Consider the following 23390-nt stretch of genomic DNA (forward strand, 5'->3'; position numbering starts at 1 on the left):
TCAGTACCTCCCCACCACGGTGGAGATGCGCAGGATCGGCGAGTCGGCCTCGTCGCGCACTTGCACGTCGACGCGCCGGAAGTTCGGGTTCAGCGTGGGGATGGTCGAGGTGGTCACGTTGAACGAGACGCCGGCCTGCAGGCAGATCGAACCGGAGTCGCCCACCGCCGGCATCTGGCGCGACAGGCGGGCCTTGGCGAGTTCGTTCTCGGCGCACAGGTCGGCCAGCACGAGGTCGGACTGGCGCTGCGCGTTGCGCGTGAGCGACATGGTGGCCTGCGAACCCGCGGCCAGTGCGATCGCGACGATGCCGAGCGCGATCAGCACTTCGATCAGCGTGAAGCCGCCGGTGCGGGAGTCGGCGCGTGAAGCCGGAGCGTGTCGCGCTTTCATTGAACCGCCGAGACGGTGAAGGGGCGCACCCCGTCGGTCGAGATGCGCAGCGCGCGCGCGGGCGGGCCGGCGGAATAGAGCATGACCTGCTGCGCCGCGATGATCGGATCGGGCCCGAGTTGCAGCGCGGGCACCAGCGTGCCGTTGGCGAGCGAGACCTGGGCGGTGATGCCCTCGGCGGCCCAGCCGTCAGGCAGCGAGCCGGGCAGGAGGCCGTCGAACCTGAAGCTGCCCTCGACCGGCCGCCAGCGCACCACGATGCCGCTGGCGCGCGACTGTGCGCGGGCCGACTCGAGCAGGGCCGCAAGCCGGTCGGCCTCGCGGTCGAGGTTGGCGGCGCTGGTGTCGCGGATGGCGAAGCTCACGGCGGCGGTGGCGATCGCGATGATGGCGATCACGACGATCAACTCCAGCAGTGTGAAGCCGCCTGGCCGGCGGTGGCAGCGGCGTGGATGCGGGGTGAGGGGCGGCGCGTGCGAGCCGCCGCTGCTACTGCCAGCTGCCGATGTCGGCATTCTTGCCCTCGCCGCCGCTCTGGCCGTCGGCGCCGAACGAGAGCACGTCGATCTCGCCCTTGATGCCCGGGTTCAGGTACTGGTACGGATGGCCCCAGGGATCGTTGGGCAGCTTCTCGACGTAGGGCTTCCAGTTGGGAGCGGCCGGGCCGGTGGTCGGGCGGGTGAGCAGCGCCTGCAGGCCCTGTTCGGCGGTGGGGTAGCGCTGGTTGTCCAGGCGGTACAGCTTGAGCGCCTGCATCAGGTTGTTGATGTCGGTGCGGGCGGCCGTCACGCGGGCGTCGTCGGCGCGCTCGATCACGTTCGGGACGATGAGTGCCGCCAGCACGCCGATGATGACCAACACGACCATCAGCTCGATCAGCGTGAAGCCGCGTTGGACGGTACGGGTAGCGGCACGGAGGAATTTGTTCATAGCTTGTGCGGACATGATTCGGAAAGCGCGCTGCATGATAATCCGCGGCCATGACAAGTCCTTACTCCGCAGCCCGCTGGCATGCCCCACTTGCAACGACGGGGCTTTGGGCGCTGGCGGCCGGTGCCGCGGTGTTCTGGGCGCTTCGCCTGGCGTCGCCGACGGACGCTGTCGCGGCTGCCGCGGCCATGCCTCGGCCTTCGGTGGCGGCGGACTCCGATGCGGTGGCGCGCCTGCTGGGCGTGCTGCCCGAGTCGCGCACGGCCCCCGTGGCTCCGGAAGCGGCCAGTCGCTTCGCGCTGTCGGGCGTGGTGGCCGATCCTTCCAGGCAGGGAGCGGCGCTGATCTCCATCGACGGCAAGCCGCCGCGGCCCTTCCGCGTCGGTTCGACGGTCGGCGAGAGCTACGTGCTGCAGTCGGTGGGCCTGCGTTCCGCGACGATCGGCTTGCGCGCCGACGGGCCCGCCGCGTTCACGCTGCAACTGCCGGTGCGCGCGCCGATCAGCGTTTCCAACCCCGCGCTGGCGGGGGCGCCGGTGTTGGCCGTGCCGCCTGCGACGATGCCGGCGGTCGCGGCTCCGCCGCAAATGCCGCAGCAGCAGATGCAGCCTCCGCCGTCGCAGCCCGGCGGCGCGTTGCTGCAACAACCGGCTGCGATGGCTGCGCCGCTGCAACAACAACAGGCCGCGCAGTAACCCCGTCAGCGCCCGTCAGGGTTCTGGATCGATGAGCGAAGCCGGCCTTGCGCCGGCTTCTGCCTTTTCAGGCCTGAAGGAAGAGCCGGTACGCCGGGTTGGCCGTTTCCTCGACGTAGGGATAGCCCAGCGTCTTGAGGAACGCGTCGAACTCGGCGGACTCGCCGGCCGGCACCTGCAGGCCGACGAGGATGCGGCCGTAGTCGGCCCCCTGATTGCGGTAGTGGAACAGGCTGATGTTCCAGCTCGGCTGCATCAGGCTCAGGAACTTGAGCAGCGCGCCCGGGCGCTCGGGGAACACGAAGCGCAGCAGGCGCTCGTCGTGCGCGAGGCCGGTGCGTCCGCCCACCAGGTGCCGCAGATGCTCCTTGGCGAGTTCGTCGTGCGTGAGGTCGAGCGCATCGAAGCCATGCGCAGCGAAGGTCCGTGCGATGACGGCCGATTCGCCGCGCGTCGACGTCGTGAGGCCGACGAACACATGCGCCTTGGCCGCATCGCTGATGCGGTAGTTGAACTCGGTCACGTTGCGCAGCGCGCCGCCGCCCGTGCCCGGCGCTTCCGACTCGCTGGCCGGCATCTCGCCGATCAGTTCGCAGAAGCGGCGGAAGCTGCCGCGCTCCTCGGGCATGGTGACGGCGAACAGGGCCTCGCGCTCCTCGCCGACCTCGGCGCGTTCGGCGACGAAACGCAGCCGGTCGAAATTCATGTTCGCGCCGCACAGGATCGCCGCATAGGTTTCGCCATGGCGGCCGTGCTGCGCGACATATTCCTTGATGGCCGCGACCGCCAGCGCACCGGCCGGCTCGACGATGCTGCGCGTGTCCACGAAGATGTCCTTGATGGCGGCGCACACCGCATCGGTATCGACGGCGATGTATTCGTCGACCAGCTCGCTGGCGATGCGGAAGGTTTCCTCGCCGACGAGCTTGACGGCGGTGCCGTCCGAGAACAGGCCGACGTCGGGGAGGTTCACGCGCTGATGCGCCGCGACCGACTGCATCATCGCGTCGGAGTCGTTCATCTGCACGCCGATCACCTTGACCTCGGGGCGCACGGCCTTGATGTAGTTGGCCACGCCGGAAATCAGCCCGCCTCCGCCGATCGCAACGAACACCGCGTCGAGCGGGCCTTGGTGCTGCCGCAGGATTTCCATCGCGATGGTGCCCTGGCCGGCGATGACGTCCGGATCGTCGAATGGATGAACGAAGGTCAGGTTCTGCTTCGCCTGCAATTCGAGTGCGTGCAGATAGGCATCCGAATAGCTGTCGCCGTGCAGCACGATTTCTCCGCCGAAACCACGCACCGCATCGATTTTGAGTTTGGGCGTTGTCACCGGCATCACGATCACGGCGCGAGTGCCCAGCTTGCGCGCGCCCAATGCAACGCCTTGCGCGTGATTGCCCGCCGAGGCGCAAATCACGCCGCTCGCCAATTGCGCAGGACTCAAATGCGCCATCTTGTTATATGCGCCGCGCAGCTTGAAGCTGAAGACCGGTTGCTGGTCTTCGCGCTTCAATAGAACAGTGCTGCCCAGCCGCTCGCTCAGCGCGCGCGCCTTCTCGAGCGCCGACTCGACTGCAACGTCGTAGACCCGGGCGTTGAGTATTTTTCTGAGATAGTCGGCGGGCGTCAGCGTTGTTTTAAGAGGTGCGTCTTGCACGATTTTTTCCAAGGGAGTTTTCATTTGCTAACTGCCGATGATAAGAGGCATCGAGATTGCATGCGAGATATGACATGGACACAAATGTCATAAACCTCTTCAGCAAAGCCCCAGCTGCAAATGATTCGGGATTTTTTGGACGCACCTATCCCGCGATTCATCCGACCGCAGATCAATTTACAAATGAGCAGAATCTGTTATCAATTTCTGTCAGTGATCTTTCGAAGAAACTGATGCAAGCGGAGGCCGCGCGCGTTCAGCGAAAGGAAATTGGGCGTGCGACGTGGCAGGTGATGGGCAACAGATTGCGTGCGCACATCGTTCCGTTGCTCGGTGATGTGCCGGCGCAGTCCTTTGCAACCGCGGACGCGCAGCGCCTGATCGATCACCTCGGAGAACAAGGCTTCACGAGCACGACCATTGCTCAGTACCTGGTGCTGTTGCGCAAGGTCGTGATGCATGGCGTGCACATCGGTGTGCTTCGCGATGCGCCTGCGTTTCCGAAAGTCAAGGTACGCAGCCAGCCACGAGGCGGCTTCAGCGTTGCCGAATACCGCGCAATCATCAGGACCGCGCGCAGCCTGCGCGGGCATTCGCACCCGGTACTCGATCAGCTCGGGGCGGGGGAGCGCTTCTGGATCGCGCGCGAACTGCTTGTGATGCCGGACGAACTGCCTTGGCTTGTCCGATGGATGGTCAACACCTTCGTGCGTCCGAGCGACATCAAGTTCATGAAGCACAAGCACATCGAGGTCGTGCGCGGCAAGCACGTCTATCTGCGGATGAACCTGCCGGAGACCAAGCGGCACAGCCAGCCCATCGTGAGCCTGTGTCCCGCCGTGCGGGTCTACGAATGCCTGCTCGCCTATCGTGAAAAGCACGGATACGGTGGGGCGGAAGACTACGTATTCATGCCGCAGCTGAAGAACCGCGAGCGCGAGCACGCGGTGCTCAACTTCTTCTTCCACTGGGTGCTCGAGAAGGCCGGTCTCGAAAAGGGACCGCTGGGTCAATCGAGGACGCTGTACTGCCTGCGCCATACCGCAATCACGCTGCGGCTTCTGTATGGTCAAGGTATCGACATGCTGACCTTGGCGCGCAATGCGCGCACGAGCGTCAACATGGTCGAGCGTTTCTACGCTTCGGTGTTGAGCGGAGAAATGAATGTGGGATTGCTGCAGAGCCGGCGCAGCCGGGTGAGCTGAAGGGCGGAAAAAGCAAAAAGCCGCCCGGCATGGGCCGGGCGACTTGAGGCTTTGTTGCCGCGTCGAACTGGCGGGAGCCAGCATCGAAGTCAAACAGAAAGCTTGAAAGGCTGGACTATCAGAACGCGTGGCGAATGCCGAAGTCGTAGCCGGTGGAGGTCTTCGGCGTGAACACGCCTTCCGACGCCTTGTAGAAACCCGGGCCGCCCACCGTCAGCGCTGCGCCGTTCTTGTTGCTGACGCGAGCGATCGTGGCGTACAGAGCGGTACGCTTCGACAGGTTGTGCACGTAGCCCAGAGCCAGCTTGTTGGCCTTCGGGTCCCTGTTGTTAGCCGGGTTGTAGAAGTCGAACGGCAGGTTGCGGTCGTACTTGACTTGCGAGTACGAAGCGCGGATCAGGCCAGCGCCGACAGGCACGGTCACGCCGAGCAGGTAGCCGTTCAGATCCACGTCGGGGCGGGCTCCGGAGAGGGGCGTGATTTCATAGTCGCGCGAGTTCTTGGCGCGCGACAGTTCACCGAACAGCTTTACCGGGCCGAAGTCGTACGAAGCGCCCAGGTTGAACGTCTTCACCGAATCGGTGGTGCCTGCGTAGTACTGGTCGGCAACCGTGCTGTTGCCATAGGACACTGCCACGTCCAGCGGGCCGTTCGCGTAGCCGAAGCGACCGCCGATGTAGCGGCCTGCGCGGCTCTTCGAGGTGCTGCTGTCGTTCGGGGTGAATCTGCCGTTGCTGTACTTGTCGTTCTCGTGGAACGCATACATCACTTGGCCATAGAAACCACCCAGGTTCGGGGGCAGGAAATAGCCGATCGAGTTGCTGGCGCGGAAGTAGTTCTGGTTGCCGCCGAAGCCGCCGGTGTCCTTGGCGCCATAGGTTTCTGCATTGAAGCCGTTGGCCGTGTTGATCAGATTGGCGCCGACGCCGTTCGTACCGAATGGATCGAACACGGTGTCGTTCCAGAACGTCGGGGTGTAGTCGCGGCCGATGCGCAGTTCGCCGAAGCCACCCGACAGGCTCACGGTCGAGCGACGGACGAAGCTCGCAACGCCGGTGGAGCCGTCGTCAGCGGTGACGGGGGCTTCGAGCCAGAAGCTGGCGGCCAGGCCGCCGCCCAGATCCTCGGTGCCGCGGAAACCCAGCCGGCGGGTGTTGTAGCCGGAGTTGGCCAGCGCCTTGCGGCTGACCTTGACGCTGCCCTGATTCGTATGGAGGGGAGCGCCGAAGCTGTTTGCCAGGACGGTGGGCTTCAGATCGCGCGAGCTGGACGAGTAGCCGCTGATCGACGCGTCGACCACACCGAACAGCGTGACGGACGACTGAGCCGAGGCAACACCGGCAACAGCCAGGGCAGCCAGAGCAACTGCCCTTCAGGCGAGAAAACTAGAGTGGTTTCCGGGCCGGCCGGGAGTGATTCGGGCAGAAAAAAGCCCCGAGCCTTGCAGCTCGGGGCTAAATCCACCAATTGGAAGGGTGGAGGAGACAACTTGCCGCGCATACGTTTGCGCAATGAAATAAAGTATATCGACTGTTTGTTGCGTTGCAACAAGCAAGTGATGCTTTTCCCACACATAAATGGATGCTCGCGTGCATTTTGCCCGGCATCCCCCACCTGGAAGCCCGAAAAACCATGGAATGCACAGTAAGTTGGACCGGAGACACAGGTACCCGATCGGCCATGGGCTTCGTTGCCGAGACCGGCAGCGGCCACGTCGTGATGATGGATGGCGCCCCGGATGCCGCCAAACCCGAGAATGGCGGCCAGAACCTAGCGGCAAGGCCGATGGAGACTGTGCTGGCCGGTACGGGCGGGTGCACCGCCTATGACGTCGTGCTGATCCTGAAGCGCGGGCGGCACCGCGTCGAGCGCTGCAGCGTCAAACTGACCAGCGAGCGCGCGGAGAAGGACCCCAAGGTCTTCACGAAGATCCACATGCATTTCACCGTGGCGGGCAAGGGAATTCCGGCTTCGGCCGTGGAGCGCGCGATTGCCCTGAGCCACGAAACCTACTGCTCCGCCAGCATCATGCTGGCGAAGACGGCCGAGATCACCACCAGTTTCGACCTGATCGAAACCTGAGCCACTCAGCCTAGATGCGGTGCGCCAGCGTGGTCATCACGCGGGACGCCACCCGCATCATCGCCTTGGCCGGCGCCGGGAGTTCCGCCGCGCCGGCATCGACCGCCTGCGACGCATGGCGAGCCTCGTCGAGCTTCATTTGTTCGACCACCGCCCTCGAGGCGCTGTCTCCGGGCGGCAGGCGGTCGAGGTGGCTGTCCAGGTGAGCCTCCACCTGGCGTTCGGTCTCCGCGACGAACCCCAGGCTCAGCGGATCTCCCAGTCGGCCCGCCACCAGGCCGAGGCCGAAAGCACCTGCGTACCAGAGCGGATTCAGGATCGACGGGCGGGCGCCCAATTCATCGAGCCGTTGCCGGGTCCATGCCAGGTGATCGGTTTCTTCGTGTGCCGCCTCGATGAAGTGAGCGCGTAACCCTGGGTCGCGTGCCACAGCCGCCTGGGCCGTGTAAAGCGCCTGGGCGCAGACTTCGCCGACGTGGTTCACGCGCATCAGTGCCCCGGCTTCCCGGCGTTCGGCCTCGCTCAACTCGCCCGTTGCCTGGGAGGGGACTGGAGTTGCGCGGGTAGCGTGGGGGCGGGCGAAAAGCGTGCGCAACGCCGAGTCTGCCGCGGTCAGAACTGAGTCGATCATGAGCGTCATGGGGCTATTTGAACGCACATAGGAAATGCCCTGTCACGGGCTCATCATTTTTCATAATGCGGTGTATCCGAGGTCATAAGTCCTTTGTTGCAGGCGTGCAACGAAACGCGCGGGCCATCCAAGATTTCGGGCGATTTGTTTTGCCCTGCCGCAGCGGCTCTGGTGCAATAGCATCAACTTCCCAAAAGGAGGTTGGCCCGGGGTCCGGTGGGAGCACAAAAGTGCCAGTCACGGTGAGCCCTTCGCACCGGAGCCCTATGTTTAACCTTGGAGAAACTTGCAATGAAAAAATCTCTAGTTGCTCTGGCTGCCCTGGCTGTTGCCGGTGTTGCCTCGGCTCAGTCGTCCGTCACGCTGTTTGGTGTGGTCGACGCGTCGATCAGCGGCTACTCGAGCACCGCCCGCGACAACCGCGCGACCGTGTTCCCCAATGCTTTCGGCATCCCCGTCTACCTGAACCAAGGTTCGGTCAAGACCAGCCGTCGTGAACTGGCCAACTCGGGTTACAACTCGAGCCGTATCGGCTTCCGTGGTACGGAAGACCTGGGTGGCGGTCTGGCAGCCAGCTTCTGGCTCGAAGCCCCGATCAGCAACGACGACGGCCAGCGCGGCATTTCGACGTTCGCTCGTCGCTCGACCGTGAGCCTGTCGGGTGGTTTCGGTGAACTGCGCCTGGGTCGTGACTACACCCCGACGTTCTGGAACGACACCGTGTTCGACCCGTTCGGCACCAACGGCGTTGGTTCCAACCTGATCAACACGGCGAACGACGGTTTCAACAACTTCCTCGGTACGGCTCCGACCGCCGTTCCTGGCGTGCCCAATGTCGGTACGAGCAACTACGTTCGCGCCAGCAACACGGTCGGCTACTTCCTGCCGCCGAACCTGGGTGGCTTCTATGGCCAGTTCCAGTACGGCCTCAGCGAGAAGACCAAGTACAGCTCGGGCATCTACACGCCTGACGTTGCCAACAACTCGCGCCAAGGCCGTTACGTCGGTGGCCGTTTCGGCTACGCAAACGGTCCTCTGGACGTTGCCCTGGCTTACGGCAGCAGCACGATCGGCGACAACTACTACGCTGGTACGACCACCAAGGTCAACACCCTGAACCTGGGCGCTTCGTATGACTTCGGTCCCGTGAAGCTGTTCGGTGAACTGTCGAAGGCCAAGAACAAGATCGACTACGAAGTGACGCCTCTCCTGGGCGGCCGTCCTGACATCGATCTGACCGGCTACCTGCTCGGCGTGACCGTGCCGGTCGGCGCTGGCCTGATCCGCGCTTCGTGGTCGCACGTCAAGTACGACCTGAACACGCCTGCCACGCTGTTCGCTGTGAACACGCCTGATCCCAAGGCCAACAAGATCGCTCTGGGCTACGTGCACAACCTGTCGAAGCGCACGGCTCTGTACGCAACGATCGCTCGCGTCAGCAACAAGAACGGTGCTGGCCTGACCGTTGGTGGCCCGTCGTTCTACAACAACGCAGCTGGCGCCTTCACCCCGAAGAGCTCCACCGGCTACGACTTCGGTATCCGTCACGCTTTCTAATCTGACGCTGGCGTAAGCCAGCTTCGGTTAAAAAGTCAAAAGCCACTCGGCGCAAGTCGAGTGGCTTTTTTTCGTCCGGACCTTCCTCGGATTCCCTCGGGAAACCACGATGCGCACCCCCGGGGAACCCCCGTGCGGGCACGCACCTTGCACTGCTAGCATGCCCGTTCACTTTGTTTGCTGAATGATTGCCTTCGTACTGCGCCGCCTGATCCAGGCCGTGATCGTGATGATCGCGGTCGCGTTCATCGCCTTCCTTCTTTTTCAATACGTCGGCGACCCCGTCGTGTTCCTTCTCGGCCAGGACGCCAAGCCCGAGCAGATCCGCGAACTGCGCGCCGCATTGGGGCTCGATCAACCCTTCTTCGTGCAGTTCTGGCACTTTCTCGTGAATGCGGCGCAGGGCGAGTTCGGGCTGAGCCTGCGACAGGGTGCGAAGGTGTCTCGCCTGATCGGCGAGCGTTTCCCCGCCACGCTCGAACTCGCGCTGGTCGCCGCCGTGCTGGCGCTCTTCATCGGCATCCCGATGGGCGTGTACACCGCGCTGCGCCGCGGCACCTTCATGAGCCAAGTGTTCATGACGGTGTCGCTGCTCGGCGTGTCGCTGCCGACTTTCCTCATCGGCATCCTGCTGATCCTGGTCTTCGCGGTCACGCTGGGCTGGTTCCCGAGCTTCGGCCGGGGCGACACGGTGAAGTTCGGCTGGTGGACCAGCGGCCTCTTCAGCGCCGACGGCTGGCAGCACATCGTGCTCCCGGCGGTGACGCTGGCGATCTTCCAGCTCACGTTGATCATGCGGCTGGTGCGTGCCGAGATGCTGGAAGTGCTGCGCACCGACTACATCAAGTTCGCGCGCGCACGGGGCCTGTCGAACCGCGCCATCCATTTCGGCCACGCGCTCAAGAACACGCTGGTGCCCGTGATGACCATCACCGGCCTGCAGCTCGGCGGCCTGATCGCCTTCGCCATCATCACCGAGTCGGTGTTCCAGTGGCCCGGCATGGGCCTGCTCTTCATCCAGGCCGTGACCTTCGCCGACATCCCGGTGATGGCCGCCTACCTCTGCCTCATCGCGCTGATCTTCGTGGTGATCAACCTCGTGGTCGATCTGCTGTACTTCGTGGTCGATCCGCGCCTGCGCGTCGGCAAGGCGGGAGGGCACTGACATGGCGGCAGCCACGCCCATGGTCCCGCGCCTGAAGGCCTCCGGCCGCGCGTTCGCGCACATCGCGAACTTCTACCCCGAGATCACCGCCTTCCGCCGCGACCTGCACGCCCACCCCGAACTCGGCTTCGAGGAGGTCTACACCTCCGGGCGCGTGCGCGAAGCGCTGCGCGCCTGCGGCGTCGACGAGATCCACGAAGGCATCGGCAAGACCGGCGTGGTCGGCGTCATCCGCGGCCGCTCGACGGCCAGCGGCCGCATGATCGGCCTGCGCGCCGACATGGACGCCCTGCCCATGCGCGAGGACAACGACTTCGGCTGGCGCTCCGCCTGCGACGGCCTCATGCACGGCTGCGGCCACGACGGCCACACGGCCATGCTGGTCGGCGCCGCGCGCTACCTCGCCGAGACGCGCGACTTCGACGGCACCGCAGTGCTCATCTTCCAGCCCGGCGAGGAAGGCTTCGCCGGCGCGCGCGTGATGATCGAGGACGGCCTCTTCGACCGCTTCCCGGTCGACGCCGTCTACGCCATGCACAACTGGCCCGCCATGCCGGCCGGCACCGTCGGCATCAACCGCGGCGCGATGATGGCCGCGGCCGACCGCATCACCATCGAGATCAAGGGCAAGGGCGGCCACGGCGCGCATGCCTACCAGACCATCGACCCGGTGATCGTCGCGGCGCACATCATCACCGCGGCGCAGACCATCGTGTCGCGCAACGTGCGCCCCATCGATGCCGCCGTCATCAGCATCTGCGCGATGCAGGCCGGCGACCTCGGCGCGATGAGCGTGGTGCCCGGAGAGGCGACGCTGGTCGGCACCGTGCGTACCTTCAGCTCGCGCGTGCAGGCGCAGGTCGAGCAGCGCCTGAACGAGCTGTGCGCGGCCATCGCCTCCGGCTTCGGCGCGACCGCCAGCGTCAAGTACGAGCGCATCTACCCGGCCACCATCAACACCTCGCCCGAGGCCATGTTCGCGGCCGACGTGGCCGAGTCGCTGGTCGGCGCGCGCAACGTCGAGCGCAGCATGGAGCCCAGCATGGGCGCCGAAGATTTCTCCTTCATGCTGCAGAAGAAGGCTGGCGCCTACCTGCGCATCGGCCAGGATGTGCGCGACGGCGCCTACCTGCACAACAGCCGCTACGACTTCAACGACGAGATCCTGCCGCTAGGCGCCGCGCTGCATGCCGGCCTGATCGAGCAGGGCATGCCGCTTGCCGCTACCCGCGGTGCGCAGCCAGGGAAAGCAGCCGCCACCGCGGCGACGTGATTTGTTCGATTCCAACCCGAGGAGTGTTCCCATGAGTTTCAAGAAGAATGTGGCTGCGGCCGCCGTTTTGTGCGCCCTGAGCGCCTTCAGCATGGTCGCCGGCGCGCAGACCATCCGCATCGCGAACCAGGGGGACGCGCTATCGCTGGACCCGCACTCGCTCAACGAGTCGCTGCAGCTGAGCACCACCGCCAACGTTTATGAAACCCTGGTCGGACGCAACAAGGACCTGAGCGTCGCGCCGCTGCTGGCCACCAGCTGGAAGCAGACCTCGCCCACGGTGTGGCGCTTCGAACTGCGCAAGAACGTGCAGTTCCACGACGGCACGCCGTTCACGGCCGACGACGTTCTCTTCAGCTTCGCGCGCGCCTCGGGCGATGGCTCGGACATGAAGTCGAACACCACCGACATCAAGGAAGTGCGCAAGGTCGACTCGCACACCATCGAGATCGAGACCAAGGGGCCGTTTCCCATTCTTCCCGACGTCATCACGCAGCTCATGATCATGAGCAAGAAGTGGTGCGAGGAAAACAAGGCCGTCACGCCCGTGGACCGTCGCAAGGGCATCGAGAACACCGCCTCGTTCAAGGCGAACGGCACCGGTCCGTACCGCGTGCGCGAACGCCAGCCGAACGTGCGCACCGTGTTCACGCGCAACCCGACCTACTGGGGCAAGATCGAAGGCAACGCGCAGGAAATCATCTTCACGCCGATCGCCAACCCGGCCACCCGCGTCGCCGCGCTGCTCTCGGGCGAGGTCGACGTGATGGAGCCCGTGCCGGTGCAGGACATCGCGCGCGTCAATGCCAGCCCCACCGCCCGTGTCATCGCCGGTCCCGAGCTGCGCACCATCTTCCTGGGAATGGACCAGAAGCGCGACGAACTGCTCTACTCCAGCGTGAAGGGCAAGAACCCGTTCAAGGACAAGCGCGTGCGCCAGGCCTTCTACCAGGCCATCGACATCGTGGGCATCCAGCGCACCGTGATGCGCGGCGCCTCGCGCCCGACGGGCCTGATGGTCGGCCCCGGCATCAACGGCTGGACCGAAGCCCAGGACAAGCGCCTGCCGCTGGACGTCGAAGGCGCCAAGAAGCTGCTGGCCGACGCAGGCTACCCGAACGGCTTCGAAGTCACCATGAACTGCCCGAACGACCGCTACGTCAACGACGGCCAGATCTGCCAGAGCGTGGCCTCGAACCTCGCGAAGATCGGCGTCAAGATCAACCTCGCGGCCGAGACCAAGGGCACCTACTTCCCGAAGGTGCTGCGCCGCGACACCAGCTTCTACATGCTGGGCTGGACCCCGACCACCTACGACTCGCACAACGCGCTGACCGCGCTGATGGCCTGCCCCGACGACAAGACCGGAGCCGGCCAGTTCAACCTGGGCGCGTACTGCAATCCGAAGGTCGACGAGCTGACCAAGAAGATCCAGTCGGAAACCGACAAGTCCAAGCGCGACGCGATGATCAAGGAAGCCTTCGACCTCCACACCGCCGACGTGGGCCACCTGCCGCTGCACCAGCAGACGCTGGCCTGGGGTGTGAGCAAGAAGGTGTCGCTCACGCAGATGGCCGACAACTACATGCCGTTCAAGTGGATGAGCATCAAGCCGTAAGACAGCGGGCCGCCCGTACGGCGGCCTGACCATGGGCCCGCTTCTTGCGGGCCCATTCCTTTTTGCTTCACGATGAGAAATAACCCCCACGCTTCCCTTGCTGCGCAAGGTCCGCTGCCCCCCGAGGGGGCCGCTTTTCATCTTGGGGCGGCCCGGCGATGAAAAAAACATTAGCCCGCTGGCTCGACAGCGATGTCGGCTACAGCTTTCGCAACTCGCCCGTGGCGATCGTCGCGGCGTTCATTGCGCTGATCTGCGTGTTCTGCGCGGTGTTCGCCGGCTGGGTCTCGCCTCACAACCCCTTCGACCTGGCCTCCCTGGAACTGGGTGACGCGCGGCTGCCGCCTGCATGGAGCGCCGAAGGCACCTCCAAATATCTGCTGGGCACCGACGACCAGGGCCGCGACATCCTCTCGGCCGTGATCTACGGCGCGCGCATCTCGCTCATCGTCGGCCTGGTGTCGGTGGTGCTGTCGGTGGCCGTCGGCGTGGTGCTGGGCCTGCTGGCCGGCTTCTTCGGCGGCTGGCTCGACTCCTTCCTCATGCGCGTGTGCGACGTGATGCTGTCGTTCCCGCCGATCCTGGTCGCGCTGCTGATCGCCGGCGTCGGCCGCGCGCTGTTTCCCGCTGCGCACGAGTCGCTCGCCTTCGGCGTGCTGATCATCTCCATCTCACTGACCGGCTGGGTGCAGTACGCGCGCACGGTGCGCGGCTCCACGCTGGTGGAGCGCAGCAAGGAGTACGTGCAGGCCGCGCGCGTCACCGGCGTGGCGCCGCTGCGCATCATGCTGCGCCACGTGCTGCCCAACGTGCTGGGGCCGGTGACGGTGCTCGCCACGATCCAGGTGGCGACGGCCATCATCACCGAGGCCACGCTGTCGTTCCTCGGCGTCGGCGTGCCGCCCACTTCGCCTTCGCTGGGCACGCTCATCAGCATCGGCAACCAGTACCTGTTCTCGGGCGAATGGTGGATCACCGTGTTCCCCGGCCTGATGCTGGTGCTGATCGCGCTCAGCGTGAACCTGCTGGGCGACTGGCTGCGCGACGCGCTCAACCCCCGCCTGCGATGAGAGAGGTAGCGCCATGAGCCTGTTGCAAGTCAAAGACCTCGTCGTCGAGTTTCCCCACCGCCGCGGCACGCTGCGCGCGCTGGACCGCATTTCCTTCGACATCGCGCCCGGGGAGATCCTGGGCGTGGTGGGCGAATCGGGCGCCGGCAAGTCGCTCACGGGCGCGGCCATCATCGGCCTGCTGGAGCCGCCGGGCCGCGTGGCCGGCGGCGAGATCCTGCTGGAGGGCCAGCGTATCGACAACCTCGGCTTCGATGCGATGCGGCCCATCCGCGGGCGCAAGATCGGCGCGATCTTCCAGGACCCGCTTACTTCGCTGAACCCGCTCTACACCGTGGGCCGCCAGCTGGTGGAGACCATCCGCGCGCACCTGCCGGTGACCGAGGCCGAGGCGCGCAAGCGGGCCATCGGCCTGCTGCAGGACACCGGCATCCCGGCCGCCGAGCAGCGCATCGACCACTTCCCGCACCAGTTCTCCGGCGGCATGCGCCAGCGCGTGGTGATCGCGCTCGCGCTCGCGGCCGAGCCCAAGCTCATCGTGGCCGACGAGCCGACCACCGCGCTCGACGTGTCGATCCAGGCGCAGATCATCCAGCTGCTCAAGCAGGTCTGCAAGGAACGCGGCGCGGCGGTGATGCTGATCACGCACGACATGGGCGTGATCGCCGAGACCTGCGACCGCGTGGCCGTGATGTATGCGGGCCGCATCGCCGAGATCGGCCCGGTGCACGAGGTGATCCACCAGCCGGCGCATCCCTACACCTCGGGCCTGATGGGCTCGATTCCCGACATGACCAGCGACCGCGAGCGCCTCAACCAGATCGACGGTGCGATGCCGCGGCTCAATGCCATCCCGGCCGGCTGCGCCTACAACCCGCGCTGCCCGCGCACCTTCGCGCGCTGCCTGGTCGAGCGGCCCGAGCTCATGCACGCCGGCGCCACGCGCGCCGCCTGCTGGCTGCACGACGCGGCCGACCCGCACGTCGGCCAGGCCGAGATCGCCGCGAGGCACCACGAAGCGATGGCGGCCGGCGAGCGCGCCACGCCCGAGGCGGCCGAAAACATCGTGGAGGTGACGCGATGAGCGCTGTAGTGAACGAACCTCTCGTCGTCGCCCACGACCTCGCGCGCACCTTCGACGTCTCGCCGCCCTGGCTCAACCGCGTGCTCGAACGCAAGCCGCGCGTGCTGCTGCATGCGGTGGACGGCGTGAGCTTTTCGATCGAGCGCGGCAAGACGCTGGCGCTGGTGGGCGAATCGGGCTGCGGCAAGAGCACCGTGGCGCGGCTGCTGGTGGGCCTCTATGCGCCCACGCGCGGCGGGCTGAAGTTCGACGGGCAGGACGCGCACGCCGCCTTCAAGACCGCCGAAGGCCGCAAGCTGCGCCGCCGCATCCAGATGATCTTCCAGGACCCCTACGCGAGCCTCAACCCGCGCTGGATCGTGGAAGACATCATCGGCGAGCCGCTGCGCGAGCACGACATCCTCACAGACAAGGCCGCGCTGCGCGAGCGCGTGGGCGAGCTGCTGAAGTCGGTGGGCCTGTCGCCGCTGGACATGAGCAAGTACCCGCACCAGTTCTCCGGCGGCCAGCGCCAGCGCATCTCCATCGCGCGCGCCCTGGCCACGCAGCCCGAGTTCCTGGTGTGCGACGAGCCCACTTCCGCGCTCGACGTGAGCGTGCAGGCGCAGGTGCTCAACATCATGAAGGACCTGCAGCGCGAGCAGGGCCTGACCTACCTCTTCATCTCGCACAACCTCGCCGTGGTGCGCCACGTGGCCGACCAGGTCGGCGTGATGTACCTGGGCCGGCTGGTCGAGGTGGCCGACAAGCAGGACCTGTTCTCGACGCCGCGCCATCCCTACACGCGCATGCTGCTGGACGCCATTCCGCAGATGAAGCAGACCGGCCGCTCCCGCACCCCGGTGCAGGGTGAAGTGCCGAACCCGCTGAACCCGCCGGCGGGTTGCGCCTTCCATCCGCGCTGTCCGCATGCGAATGCGCGCTGCTCGGCGGAGCGGCCGAAGCTGTCGAGCATCGGGGGCGTGCAGGTGGCTTGCCATGCGGTGGAAGAAGGGCGCATCTAGCGCGCGGCTTCGCCCGATCACTCGAAAAGTGTGCGCAAAGGCACCGCCGCGCCTGCGGAACTGCTGCAGAGTGCCGCCATGCCACTGACGACGACCCTCGCTACCTCCGACATCGGCCGCCGCGGCTTCCTGATGGGTACCGCGCTCGGCGCGACCGCGGTGCTGGCCTCGCTGGCCAGCAGCGTGCACGCCGCGGGAGCGCCCACGCGGCGCATGCCGGTGATCTTCATCGGCCATGGCTCGCCGATGAACGCCATCACCGACAACGCCTTCACGCGCCGGCTGGCAGCCTGGGGCAGGGAGCTGCCGCGGCCGTCGGCGATCCTCAGCGTCTCGGCGCACTGGCTGAGCCGCGGCGCCACCGGCGTCGGCATCCAGGAGCGGCCGAAGACGATCCACGACTTCGGCGGTTTTCCGCAGGCGCTGTTCGACATCGAATACCCGGCGCCGGGCCATCCGGCCTTCGCCCGCGAGACCGTCGGGGCGGTGAAGCAGACGCCGGTTATCGCCACTGACCAGTGGGGCCTGGACCACGGCACGTGGACGGTGCTGAAGCACCTCTACCCCAAGGCCGACGTTCCGGTGTTCCAGCTCAGCATCGACTACGACAAGCCCGCCGCCTTCCACTACGCGGTGGGGCGCGACCTGGCCGCGCTGCGCGACAAGGGTGTGCTGGTGATGGGCAGCGGCAACGTGGTCCACAACCTGCGCGCCACCGACCGCGGAACGCCGGACGGCCCGAGTGCCAGCCGGCCGTGGGCGCAGTCGTTCGACGATGCGGTGAAGTCGGCGCTCGCGGGCCGCGACGACCGCGCGCTGGTCGACTACGCCAAGCTGGAAGGCGCATCGACCGCGGTGGCGACGCCCGATCACTACTACCCGTTCCTCTACGCGCTGGGCGCCGCCGGCAGCAGCGAGCGCGCGAAGACGGTCTACGAGGGGTTCCAGTCGGGCACGCTCAGCATGCGTTGCCTGCAGTTCGGCTGAGCAGGCCCGGAGCGGGTGAGGGCAGGGCTTACTGCTCCTCGCCCCAGGAGAAGCCGTCGCGCGCGATCATCGCGCTCGATGCGCTCGGCCCCCAGGTGCCGGCCGCGTAGGGGCGCGGGCCGCCGTCCGATTCCCAGCTGTCGATCAGCGGCTCGACCCAGCGCCATGCCTCTTCCTGTTCGTCGCTGCGCACGAAGAGGTTGAGCCGGCCGTCGATCACGTCCAGCAGCAGCCGCTCGTAGGCGCCGACGCGCTCGGAGCCGAAGCGCTTGTCGAAGTCGAGGTCGAGCTGCACCGGCGCCAGCTGGGCGGCAGAGCTCTGGTTGCCGTTGCTGCGCTGGCGGTTGTCCTGCGCCTGCGCGAGCATGTGCAGCTCCAGCCCGTCCTTGGGCTGCAGGTTGATCACCAGCTTGTTGACGTTGCCGGCCGGCGCGCGGTAGATGGCGTGCGGCGTGGGGCGGAAGTTGACCTCGATGCGCGCGTCGCGCGAGGCCAGCCGCTTGCCGGTGCGGATGTAGAAGGGCACGCCGGCCCAGCGCCAGTTGGCGATCTCGGTGCGCAGCGCCACGAAGGTTTCGGTGCGGCTGTCGGGGCTCACGCCCGGCTCGTCGCGGTAGCCCTGCACCCGCTCGCCGTAGGCCGTGCCGGCCGTGTACTGGCCGCGCACCGCGTGCAGGCCCAGGCTTTCGGGCGTCCAGGGCTTCAGCGCGCGCAGCACCTTGAGCTTCTCGTCGCGGATGGCGTCGGCGTGCGCGTTGATGGGCGGCTCCATGGCCACGGCGCACAGCAGCTGCAGCGCGTGGTTCTGCACCATGTCGCGCAGCGCGCCGGTCTGGTCGTAGAAGGCGCCGCGCTTTTCCACGCCCAGGTCTTCCGCGATGGTGATCTGGATGTTGGCGATGTGCTCACGGCGCCAGATCGGCTCGAACAGCGCATTGCCGAAGCGCATCGCGAACAGGTTCTGAACCGAGGGCTTGCCGAGGTAGTGGTCGATGCGGAAGACCTGCTTCTCCTCGAGCACCTTGCCCACGGCGGAGTTGATGGCGCGGTTGGAGGCCAGGTCGTGGCCCAGCGGCTTCTCCAGCACGATGCGGGTGCGCGGGCCGTTCAGGCCGGCCGCGGCGATCTGCTCGACCACCTGGGTGAAGAGGGCGGGGGCGGTGGCCACGTACATCACGACCGTCTTGGCGTCGCGCTGGTTGAGCAGGCCGGCCAGGCGGGCGTAGTCGTCGGGCTTGGAAAGGTCCATGCGCAGGTAGTGCAGCATGGAGGCGAACTTCTTGAATTCCTCCGGCGAGGGGCGCTTGGCGCCTTCGACGGCGCTGAAGCGCGACTGGATCAGCTCCCGGTACTGGTCGTCCGACAGGTCGTCCCGCGCCACGCCGACGATGCGCCCGTCGGGAGGCAGGCTGCCGTGCCGGAAGGCCTGGAACAGCGCGGGCATCAGCTTGCGCCACGCGAGATCGCCAGTACCGCCGAACAGAACGAGATCGAAGCTCATGAGAAAACTTTCCTTCCTTGTCTGAATGCCTGGCCAGGCGACCTTGGTCGCAACCCTGGTCTCAAAGGCGACTGCGCCAGCCACGATGGTACTTGTACGGATTCGCGAGGCCTGTACTAAAGCTACGCTGCCCGATGGCCGCGAGGCCTTTTTTATTGCCCGGAGCAGGACAGAGGAAGAGATACACCATGAACAAAAGCAAGATTCTTACCGCCGCGGCACTGCTGGGCCTTTCGGCCGCGGCCTCGGCCCAGACCGTCAACGTGATCTGCTCGGTCCAGGCCGAATGGTGCAACGTGATCGCCACCGTCTACGCCCGCACCACCGGCGTGCGCATCAACATGGCGCTCAAGGGCTCGGGCGAGGCCCTGGCCCAGCTGATCGCCGAGAAGGACAACCCCAAGACCGACGTCTGGTTCGGCGGCACCGGCGACCCGCACCTGCAGGCCGCCGAGCAGGGTCTCACGCTCGAATACAAGTCGCCCACGCTGCCGCAGCTGCACCCGTGGGCGCAGCAGCAGGCCAAGCAGTCGGGCTACAAGACGGTGGGCATCTACTCGGGCCCGCTGGGCTTCGGCTACAACCCCGAGCTGCTGGCCAAGAAGAAGCTGCCCGTGCCCAAGACCTGGGCCGACCTGCTCAAGCCCGAGTACAAGGGCGACATCCAGGTGGCCAACCCTGCCTCCAGCGGCACGGCCTACACCATGATCGCCACGCTGGTGCAGCTCATGGGCGAGGACAAGGCCTTCGACTACCTCAAGGCGTTGCACAGGAACGTCGGCCAGTACACCCGTTCGGGCACCGGCCCGATCAAGGCTGTGGCGCGTGGCGAGACGGCCGTGTCGATCAGCTTCGTGCACGACGGCCCGGGCGAAAAGATGCAGGGCTTCCCGGTCGAGACCATCACCCCCAGCGACGGCACCGGTGCCGAGATCGGCTCCATGAGCATCGTCAAGGGCGCGCGCAACCTCGACGCGGCCAAGAAGTTCTACGAGTGGGCACTGACGCCCGCCGCGCAGGAGCTGGGCGCGGCCAACAAGCAGTTCCAGCTGCCGAGCAACGTGAACGCCAAGCTCGACCCGCGCATCCCTGACTTCAAGAAGATCAAGTTCATCAACTACGACTACGCCAAGTACGGCGCCAGCGCCGAGCGTCGGCGCCTGATCGCGCGCTGGGAGAAAGACGTCAACTCGCTGCCGCGCTAAGTGGAAGCGCGTGCTATCGAAGGCGCGCCGGTCAACCCGGCGTCGCTGGCGGCGGCCCGGCGCTCGCGGCGCTGGATCTGGGCGTGGGTCGCGCTGGGCCTGGCGGCCTACCTGCTGCTGCCCTGGTATGCGATCCAGGACTCGACCTGGTACGAGGCCGTTCCGCAGGTGTTCAGCCAGGCGGAGGGCGCCAACGGCCTGATGCAGGCTGCCACGCAGGGCCGCAGCTGGCTCTTCGTCGGGCTCGCCGGATTGCTGCTGTGCGCCGTGGGCGCGTGGCTTCCGGCCGGCAGGGCGCAGGGGCGCTGGCTGCTCGCTGGCGGGCTGATCGGCGCGCTCGGGCTTGCCGTCACCGGATTCACCATCGGTGCGCGCGGCTGGAGCGTGGCGGCGCTCAACGCGCAGTTCGGCGAGCTGGCGGTCAACCAGTTCGGCATCGGCGCGGGCGGCTTCGTGGCGCTCACTGCGCTGGTGCTGCTGGCGGCCTTCGGCATCGCGCGGCTGGGACTCTTCAAGGGCGACCTGTTCGTCTCGGCGGCGGTCGTCGGCTGCGGCGTGCTGATGGCGCTGTTCATCGCCTACCCGGTGAGCAAGGCGCTGTCGGGCGCGTTCTTCAACGAAGACGGACAGTGGTCGGTCGCCGCCTTCGTCGCCCGCGTGTTCACCGAGCGCATCTGGGGCCTGGGCTGCCTCGCGGGTGGAGTGCGCTGCGGCGTGGCCTGGAACACGCTGGTGCTGGCGCTGCTCACGGCGGCGGGCACCACCTTCCTCGGCACGCTGATGGCGCTGATGGCCGAGCGCGGCAGCAAGCGCGGGCAGGGCGCGCTGCGGGTGCTGGCGCTGCTGCCGATCATCACGCCACCCTTCGTGGTGGGGCTGGGGCTGATCCTGCTGTTCGGCCGCGCGGGCATCGTCAACCAGGTGCTGGAGAGCGTGTTCGGCATCGAGCCCACGCGCTGGTTCTACGGCATGCCGGGCGTGCTGGTGGCGCAGCTCTTCGCCTTCACGCCCATCGCCTTCATGATCATGCGCGGCGTGGTGCAGGGCATCGCGCCCAGCCTGGAGGAGGCCGCGCAGATGCTGCGCGCCGACCGTCGCCGGGCCTTCTTCACCATCACGCTGCCGCTGCTGAAGCCCGGGCTGGCCAACGCCTTCCTGGTGGGCTTCATCGAAAGCATCGCGGACTTCGGCAACCCGGTGGTGGTGGGCGGGCAGTTCTCGGTGCTGTCGACCGACATCTTCTTCGCCATCGTCGGCGCGCAGTACGACCAGGGCCGCGCCGCCTCGCTGGCCTGGGTGCTCACGCTGTTCGCGCTCGGCGTGTTCGCGCTGCAGCGCGGCCTGCTGGGAAAGCAGAACTACACCACCGTCAGCGGCAAGGGCGACGCCGGCATCCCGATGGCGCTGCCCGACGGCGTGCGCCGCACCATCCTGTGCATCGCCGGGCCGTGGATCGCGTTCACCGCCGTGGTCTACCTGTTCGCCTTCGCGGGCGGCTTCGTGCAGACCTGGGGCCGCGACTACACCTTCACGCTCAACCACTTCAAGACGGCGTTCTCGCTCGAATGGGGGCAGTTCGGGCTGGTGTGGGCCGGCACCGCGTGGAACTCGCTGATCACCACGCTGAAGCTGGCGGGCATCTCGGCGCCGATCACCGCGGCGCTGGGCCTGTTGATCGCCTGGCTGCTGGCACGCAACGAGTTCAGGGGGCAGGGCCTCTTCGAGTTCGGCGCGCTGCTGGCCTTCGCGATTCCCGGCACCGTGCTCGGCGTGAGCTACATCCTGGCCTTCAACGTGCCGCCCTTCGAGCTCACGGGCACGGGGCTCATCATCGTGCTGTGCTTCATGTTCCGGAACCTGCCGGTGGGCGTGCGCGCCGGCACCGCGGCATTCAAGCAGCTCGACCGCTCGCTCGACGAAGCCTCGCTGATGCTGCGCGCGTCGACCTCGCAGACGCTCTTCAGGGTGGTGCTGCCGCTGCTCAAGCCGGCGCTGGTGGCCGCGCTGGTCTACAGCTTCGTGCGCGCGATGACGACGGTGAGCGCGGTGATCTTCCTGGTCACGGCCGAGAACGAGCTCGCCACCACCTACATCATCGGCCGCGTGGGCAACGGCGACTACGGCATCGCGCTGGCCTACTGCACGGTGCTGATGATCCTGATGTCGCTGGCCATCGCGCTGGTGCAGTGGGTGGTAGGGGAGCGCAAGCTGGGGCGGCGCGGGGCGGCGACCGGACACCAGGGGCATCACAAAATGGAAAGCTTGGCACCATGAACGGCATCGAATTCCGCAATGTCACCAAGCGCTACGGCGCAGACAAGAACGCACCCCTGGCCGTCAAGGGCATCAGCTTCGAGGTGCCCGTGGGCACGCTCACCACCATCCTCGGCCCCTCGGGCTGCGGCAAGACGACCACGCTGCGCATGATCGCGGGGCTCGAGTCGCCCACCTCGGGCTCGATCCTGATGGGCGGGCGCGACGTCACCACGCTGGGGCCGGCCGAGCGCAACGTGAGCATGATGTTCCAGAGCTACGCGCTGTTCCCGCACATGAACGTGATCGAGAACGTAGCCTACGGGCTGCGCATGAGCGGCGTGAAGAAGGACGAGGCCGCGGCGCGGGCGCGCGAGGCGCTGCGCGGCGTGGGGCTGGTCGGCTTCGACGAGCGGCTGCCCAGCGAACTCTCCGGCGGCCAGCAGCAGAGGGTGGCGCTGGCGCGCGCGCTAGTGCTGGAGCCGGCGGTGCTGCTCTTCGACGAGCCGCTGTCGAACCTCGACGCCCGGCTGCGCCGCGAGATGCGCGAGGAGATCCGCGCGCTGCAGCAGCGGCTGAAGCTCACGGTGGCCTACGTCACGCACGACCAGAGCGAGGCGCTGGCGGTGAGCGACCAGATCATCGTGATGGACCACGGCGTGATCGCCCAGCGCGGCACGCCCGAGCAGCTCTACGGCCGTCCCGAGAGCGAATTCGTCGCCGGCTTCATGGGCGAGGCGATGGTGTTCCCGGCGGTGGCCGAGGCCGACGGCAGCGTGGCGCTGGGCCCGCTGCGCCTGCAGCCGCGCTACGCGGTGGCACCCGGCACGGTGAAGGTGGCGGTACGGCCGGAGGCCTGGCGGATCGGCGCCGCCGACGCCACGGGCGGCCTGCCCGCCACGCTGCGCAAGTCGGCCTACCTCGGCAGCTTCTACGAATACGGCTTCGACACCACCCTGGGGCAGGTCTTCGTGGTGTCGACCGACCTGTCCAGCCCGCTGGCGGCCGGGGCCCAGGCCACCCTGTCCCTGGGAGCCCATGGCGTGAGCGTGGTGCCGGGCGCATGAAACAATGGCG

Annotated in this window: 21 protein-coding genes; 14 read left to right on the forward strand and 7 right to left on the reverse strand. The window is 66.7% G+C overall.

Going from position 1 to position 23390, the window contains the following annotated elements:
• From gspI to gspG, 3 genes are read right to left on the reverse strand one after another with little or no spacing between them, the layout of a single operon-like run.
• Entirely contained in the window at positions 1 to 393 is a 393-nt protein-coding gene (gspI, locus tag FHT32_RS31985; RefSeq protein WP_176668573.1) for a type II secretion system minor pseudopilin GspI, read from the reverse strand.
• The gene (locus FHT32_RS31990; RefSeq protein WP_176668574.1) at positions 390 to 908 is read right to left on the reverse strand and encodes a prepilin-type N-terminal cleavage/methylation domain-containing protein; all 519 of its coding nucleotides are present in this window, start codon (positions 906 to 908) and stop codon (positions 390 to 392) included. The genes gspI and FHT32_RS31990 overlap by 4 nt, the downstream gene beginning before the upstream one ends.
• A complete protein-coding gene (gspG, locus tag FHT32_RS31995) occupies positions 883 to 1323 on the reverse strand; it encodes a type II secretion system major pseudopilin GspG (RefSeq protein ID WP_019654497.1) in 441 nt (146 codons plus the stop codon). The genes FHT32_RS31990 and gspG overlap by 26 nt, the downstream gene beginning before the upstream one ends.
• Before the next feature lie 50 nt (positions 1324 to 1373).
• Between gspG and FHT32_RS32000 the strand changes: the two genes are divergently transcribed.
• Positions 1374 to 2018 carry a type II secretion system protein N gene (locus FHT32_RS32000; RefSeq protein WP_176668575.1) on the forward strand — a complete coding sequence of 215 codons (645 nt, stop codon included), beginning with the start codon at positions 1374 to 1376 and terminating at the stop codon, positions 2016 to 2018.
• 67 nt (positions 2019 to 2085) lie between these two features.
• On the opposite strand, the gene ilvA is transcribed toward FHT32_RS32000, so the two are convergent.
• Positions 2086 to 3702: a threonine ammonia-lyase, biosynthetic gene (ilvA, locus tag FHT32_RS32005; protein WP_176668576.1), complete on the reverse strand. Its 1617-nt coding sequence runs from the start codon at positions 3700 to 3702 to the stop codon at positions 2086 to 2088.
• Positions 3703 to 3752: 50 nt separating this feature from the next.
• On the opposite strand from ilvA, the gene FHT32_RS32010 reads away from it, so the two are divergent.
• Positions 3753 to 4883 carry a hypothetical protein gene (locus FHT32_RS32010; protein ID WP_176668577.1) on the forward strand — a complete coding sequence of 377 codons (1131 nt, stop codon included), beginning with the start codon at positions 3753 to 3755 and terminating at the stop codon, positions 4881 to 4883.
• 118 nt (positions 4884 to 5001) lie between these two features.
• On the opposite strand, the gene FHT32_RS32015 is transcribed toward FHT32_RS32010, so the two are convergent.
• Positions 5002 to 6243, reverse strand: coding sequence for a porin (locus FHT32_RS32015; protein WP_176668611.1), 1242 nt, complete (start codon positions 6241 to 6243; stop codon positions 5002 to 5004).
• Between the two features lie 272 nt (positions 6244 to 6515).
• Between FHT32_RS32015 and FHT32_RS32020 the strand changes: the two genes are divergently transcribed.
• On the forward strand, positions 6516 to 6965 hold the full coding sequence (locus FHT32_RS32020; protein ID WP_176668612.1) for an OsmC family protein: 450 nt from the start codon (positions 6516 to 6518) through the stop codon (positions 6963 to 6965).
• A gap of 10 nt (positions 6966 to 6975) precedes the next feature.
• Here the strand turns inward: FHT32_RS32020 and coq7 are convergent, their stop codons facing one another.
• Positions 6976 to 7605: a 2-polyprenyl-3-methyl-6-methoxy-1,4-benzoquinone monooxygenase gene (coq7, locus tag FHT32_RS32025; protein ID WP_176668578.1), complete on the reverse strand. Its 630-nt coding sequence runs from the start codon at positions 7603 to 7605 to the stop codon at positions 6976 to 6978.
• A 282-nt stretch (positions 7606 to 7887) separates the two neighbouring features.
• On the opposite strand from coq7, the gene FHT32_RS32030 reads away from it, so the two are divergent.
• The 8 genes from FHT32_RS32030 (at position 7888) to ygiD (ending at position 17354) form a co-directional block, all read left to right on the forward strand.
• Positions 7888 to 9153, forward strand: coding sequence for a porin (locus FHT32_RS32030; protein ID WP_176668579.1), 1266 nt, complete (start codon positions 7888 to 7890; stop codon positions 9151 to 9153).
• A gap of 184 nt (positions 9154 to 9337) precedes the next feature.
• Positions 9338 to 10318, forward strand: coding sequence for an ABC transporter permease (locus tag FHT32_RS32035; RefSeq protein WP_176668580.1), 981 nt, complete (start codon positions 9338 to 9340; stop codon positions 10316 to 10318).
• A gap of 1 nt (position 10319) precedes the next feature.
• Complete coding sequence (locus FHT32_RS32040) at positions 10320 to 11591, forward strand: M20 aminoacylase family protein (RefSeq protein WP_176668581.1); 1272 nt, start codon at positions 10320 to 10322, stop codon at positions 11589 to 11591.
• A gap of 31 nt (positions 11592 to 11622) precedes the next feature.
• The gene (locus FHT32_RS32045; RefSeq protein WP_176668582.1) at positions 11623 to 13209 is read left to right on the forward strand and encodes an ABC transporter substrate-binding protein; all 1587 of its coding nucleotides are present in this window, start codon (positions 11623 to 11625) and stop codon (positions 13207 to 13209) included.
• A gap of 158 nt (positions 13210 to 13367) precedes the next feature.
• A complete protein-coding gene (locus FHT32_RS32050; protein ID WP_176668583.1) occupies positions 13368 to 14279 on the forward strand; it encodes an ABC transporter permease in 912 nt (303 codons plus the stop codon).
• Positions 14280 to 14292: 13 nt separating this feature from the next.
• Positions 14293 to 15363: an ABC transporter ATP-binding protein gene (locus FHT32_RS32055; RefSeq protein WP_176668584.1), complete on the forward strand. Its 1071-nt coding sequence runs from the start codon at positions 14293 to 14295 to the stop codon at positions 15361 to 15363.
• A complete protein-coding gene (locus tag FHT32_RS32060; protein WP_176668585.1) occupies positions 15360 to 16367 on the forward strand; it encodes an ABC transporter ATP-binding protein in 1008 nt (335 codons plus the stop codon). Before FHT32_RS32055 ends, FHT32_RS32060 begins: the two co-directional genes overlap by 4 nt.
• A 78-nt stretch (positions 16368 to 16445) precedes the next feature.
• Positions 16446 to 17354 (forward strand): 4,5-DOPA dioxygenase extradiol, encoded by a 909-nt coding sequence (gene ygiD / locus FHT32_RS32065; RefSeq protein ID WP_218088509.1) that lies wholly within the window; start codon positions 16446 to 16448, stop codon positions 17352 to 17354.
• Between the two features lie 28 nt (positions 17355 to 17382).
• On the opposite strand, the gene zwf is transcribed toward ygiD, so the two are convergent.
• Complete coding sequence (gene zwf / locus FHT32_RS32070) at positions 17383 to 18855, reverse strand: glucose-6-phosphate dehydrogenase (RefSeq protein ID WP_176668586.1); 1473 nt, start codon at positions 18853 to 18855, stop codon at positions 17383 to 17385.
• A 188-nt stretch (positions 18856 to 19043) separates the two neighbouring features.
• Here zwf and FHT32_RS32075 point away from each other — a divergent pair, with 188 nt between their 5' ends.
• Genes FHT32_RS32075 through FHT32_RS32085 form a run of 3 tightly spaced genes read left to right on the forward strand, consistent with a single transcriptional unit; the run spans position 19044 to position 23380 of the window.
• Positions 19044 to 20060, forward strand: coding sequence for an ABC transporter substrate-binding protein (locus FHT32_RS32075; RefSeq protein ID WP_176668587.1), 1017 nt, complete (start codon positions 19044 to 19046; stop codon positions 20058 to 20060).
• The gene (locus FHT32_RS32080) at positions 20061 to 22334 is read left to right on the forward strand and encodes an iron ABC transporter permease (RefSeq protein WP_176668588.1); all 2274 of its coding nucleotides are present in this window, start codon (positions 20061 to 20063) and stop codon (positions 22332 to 22334) included.
• Positions 22331 to 23380, forward strand: a complete 1050-nt coding sequence (locus FHT32_RS32085; protein WP_176668589.1) for an ABC transporter ATP-binding protein — start codon at positions 22331 to 22333, stop codon at positions 23378 to 23380. The genes FHT32_RS32080 and FHT32_RS32085 overlap by 4 nt, the downstream gene beginning before the upstream one ends.
• The last annotated feature ends 10 nt before the right edge of the window (positions 23381 to 23390 follow it).

The sequence above is a fragment of the Variovorax sp. SG517 genome, assembly GCF_013376045.1.
In the GTDB taxonomy this organism is placed as follows: Bacteria; Pseudomonadota; Gammaproteobacteria; order Burkholderiales; family Burkholderiaceae_C; genus Variovorax.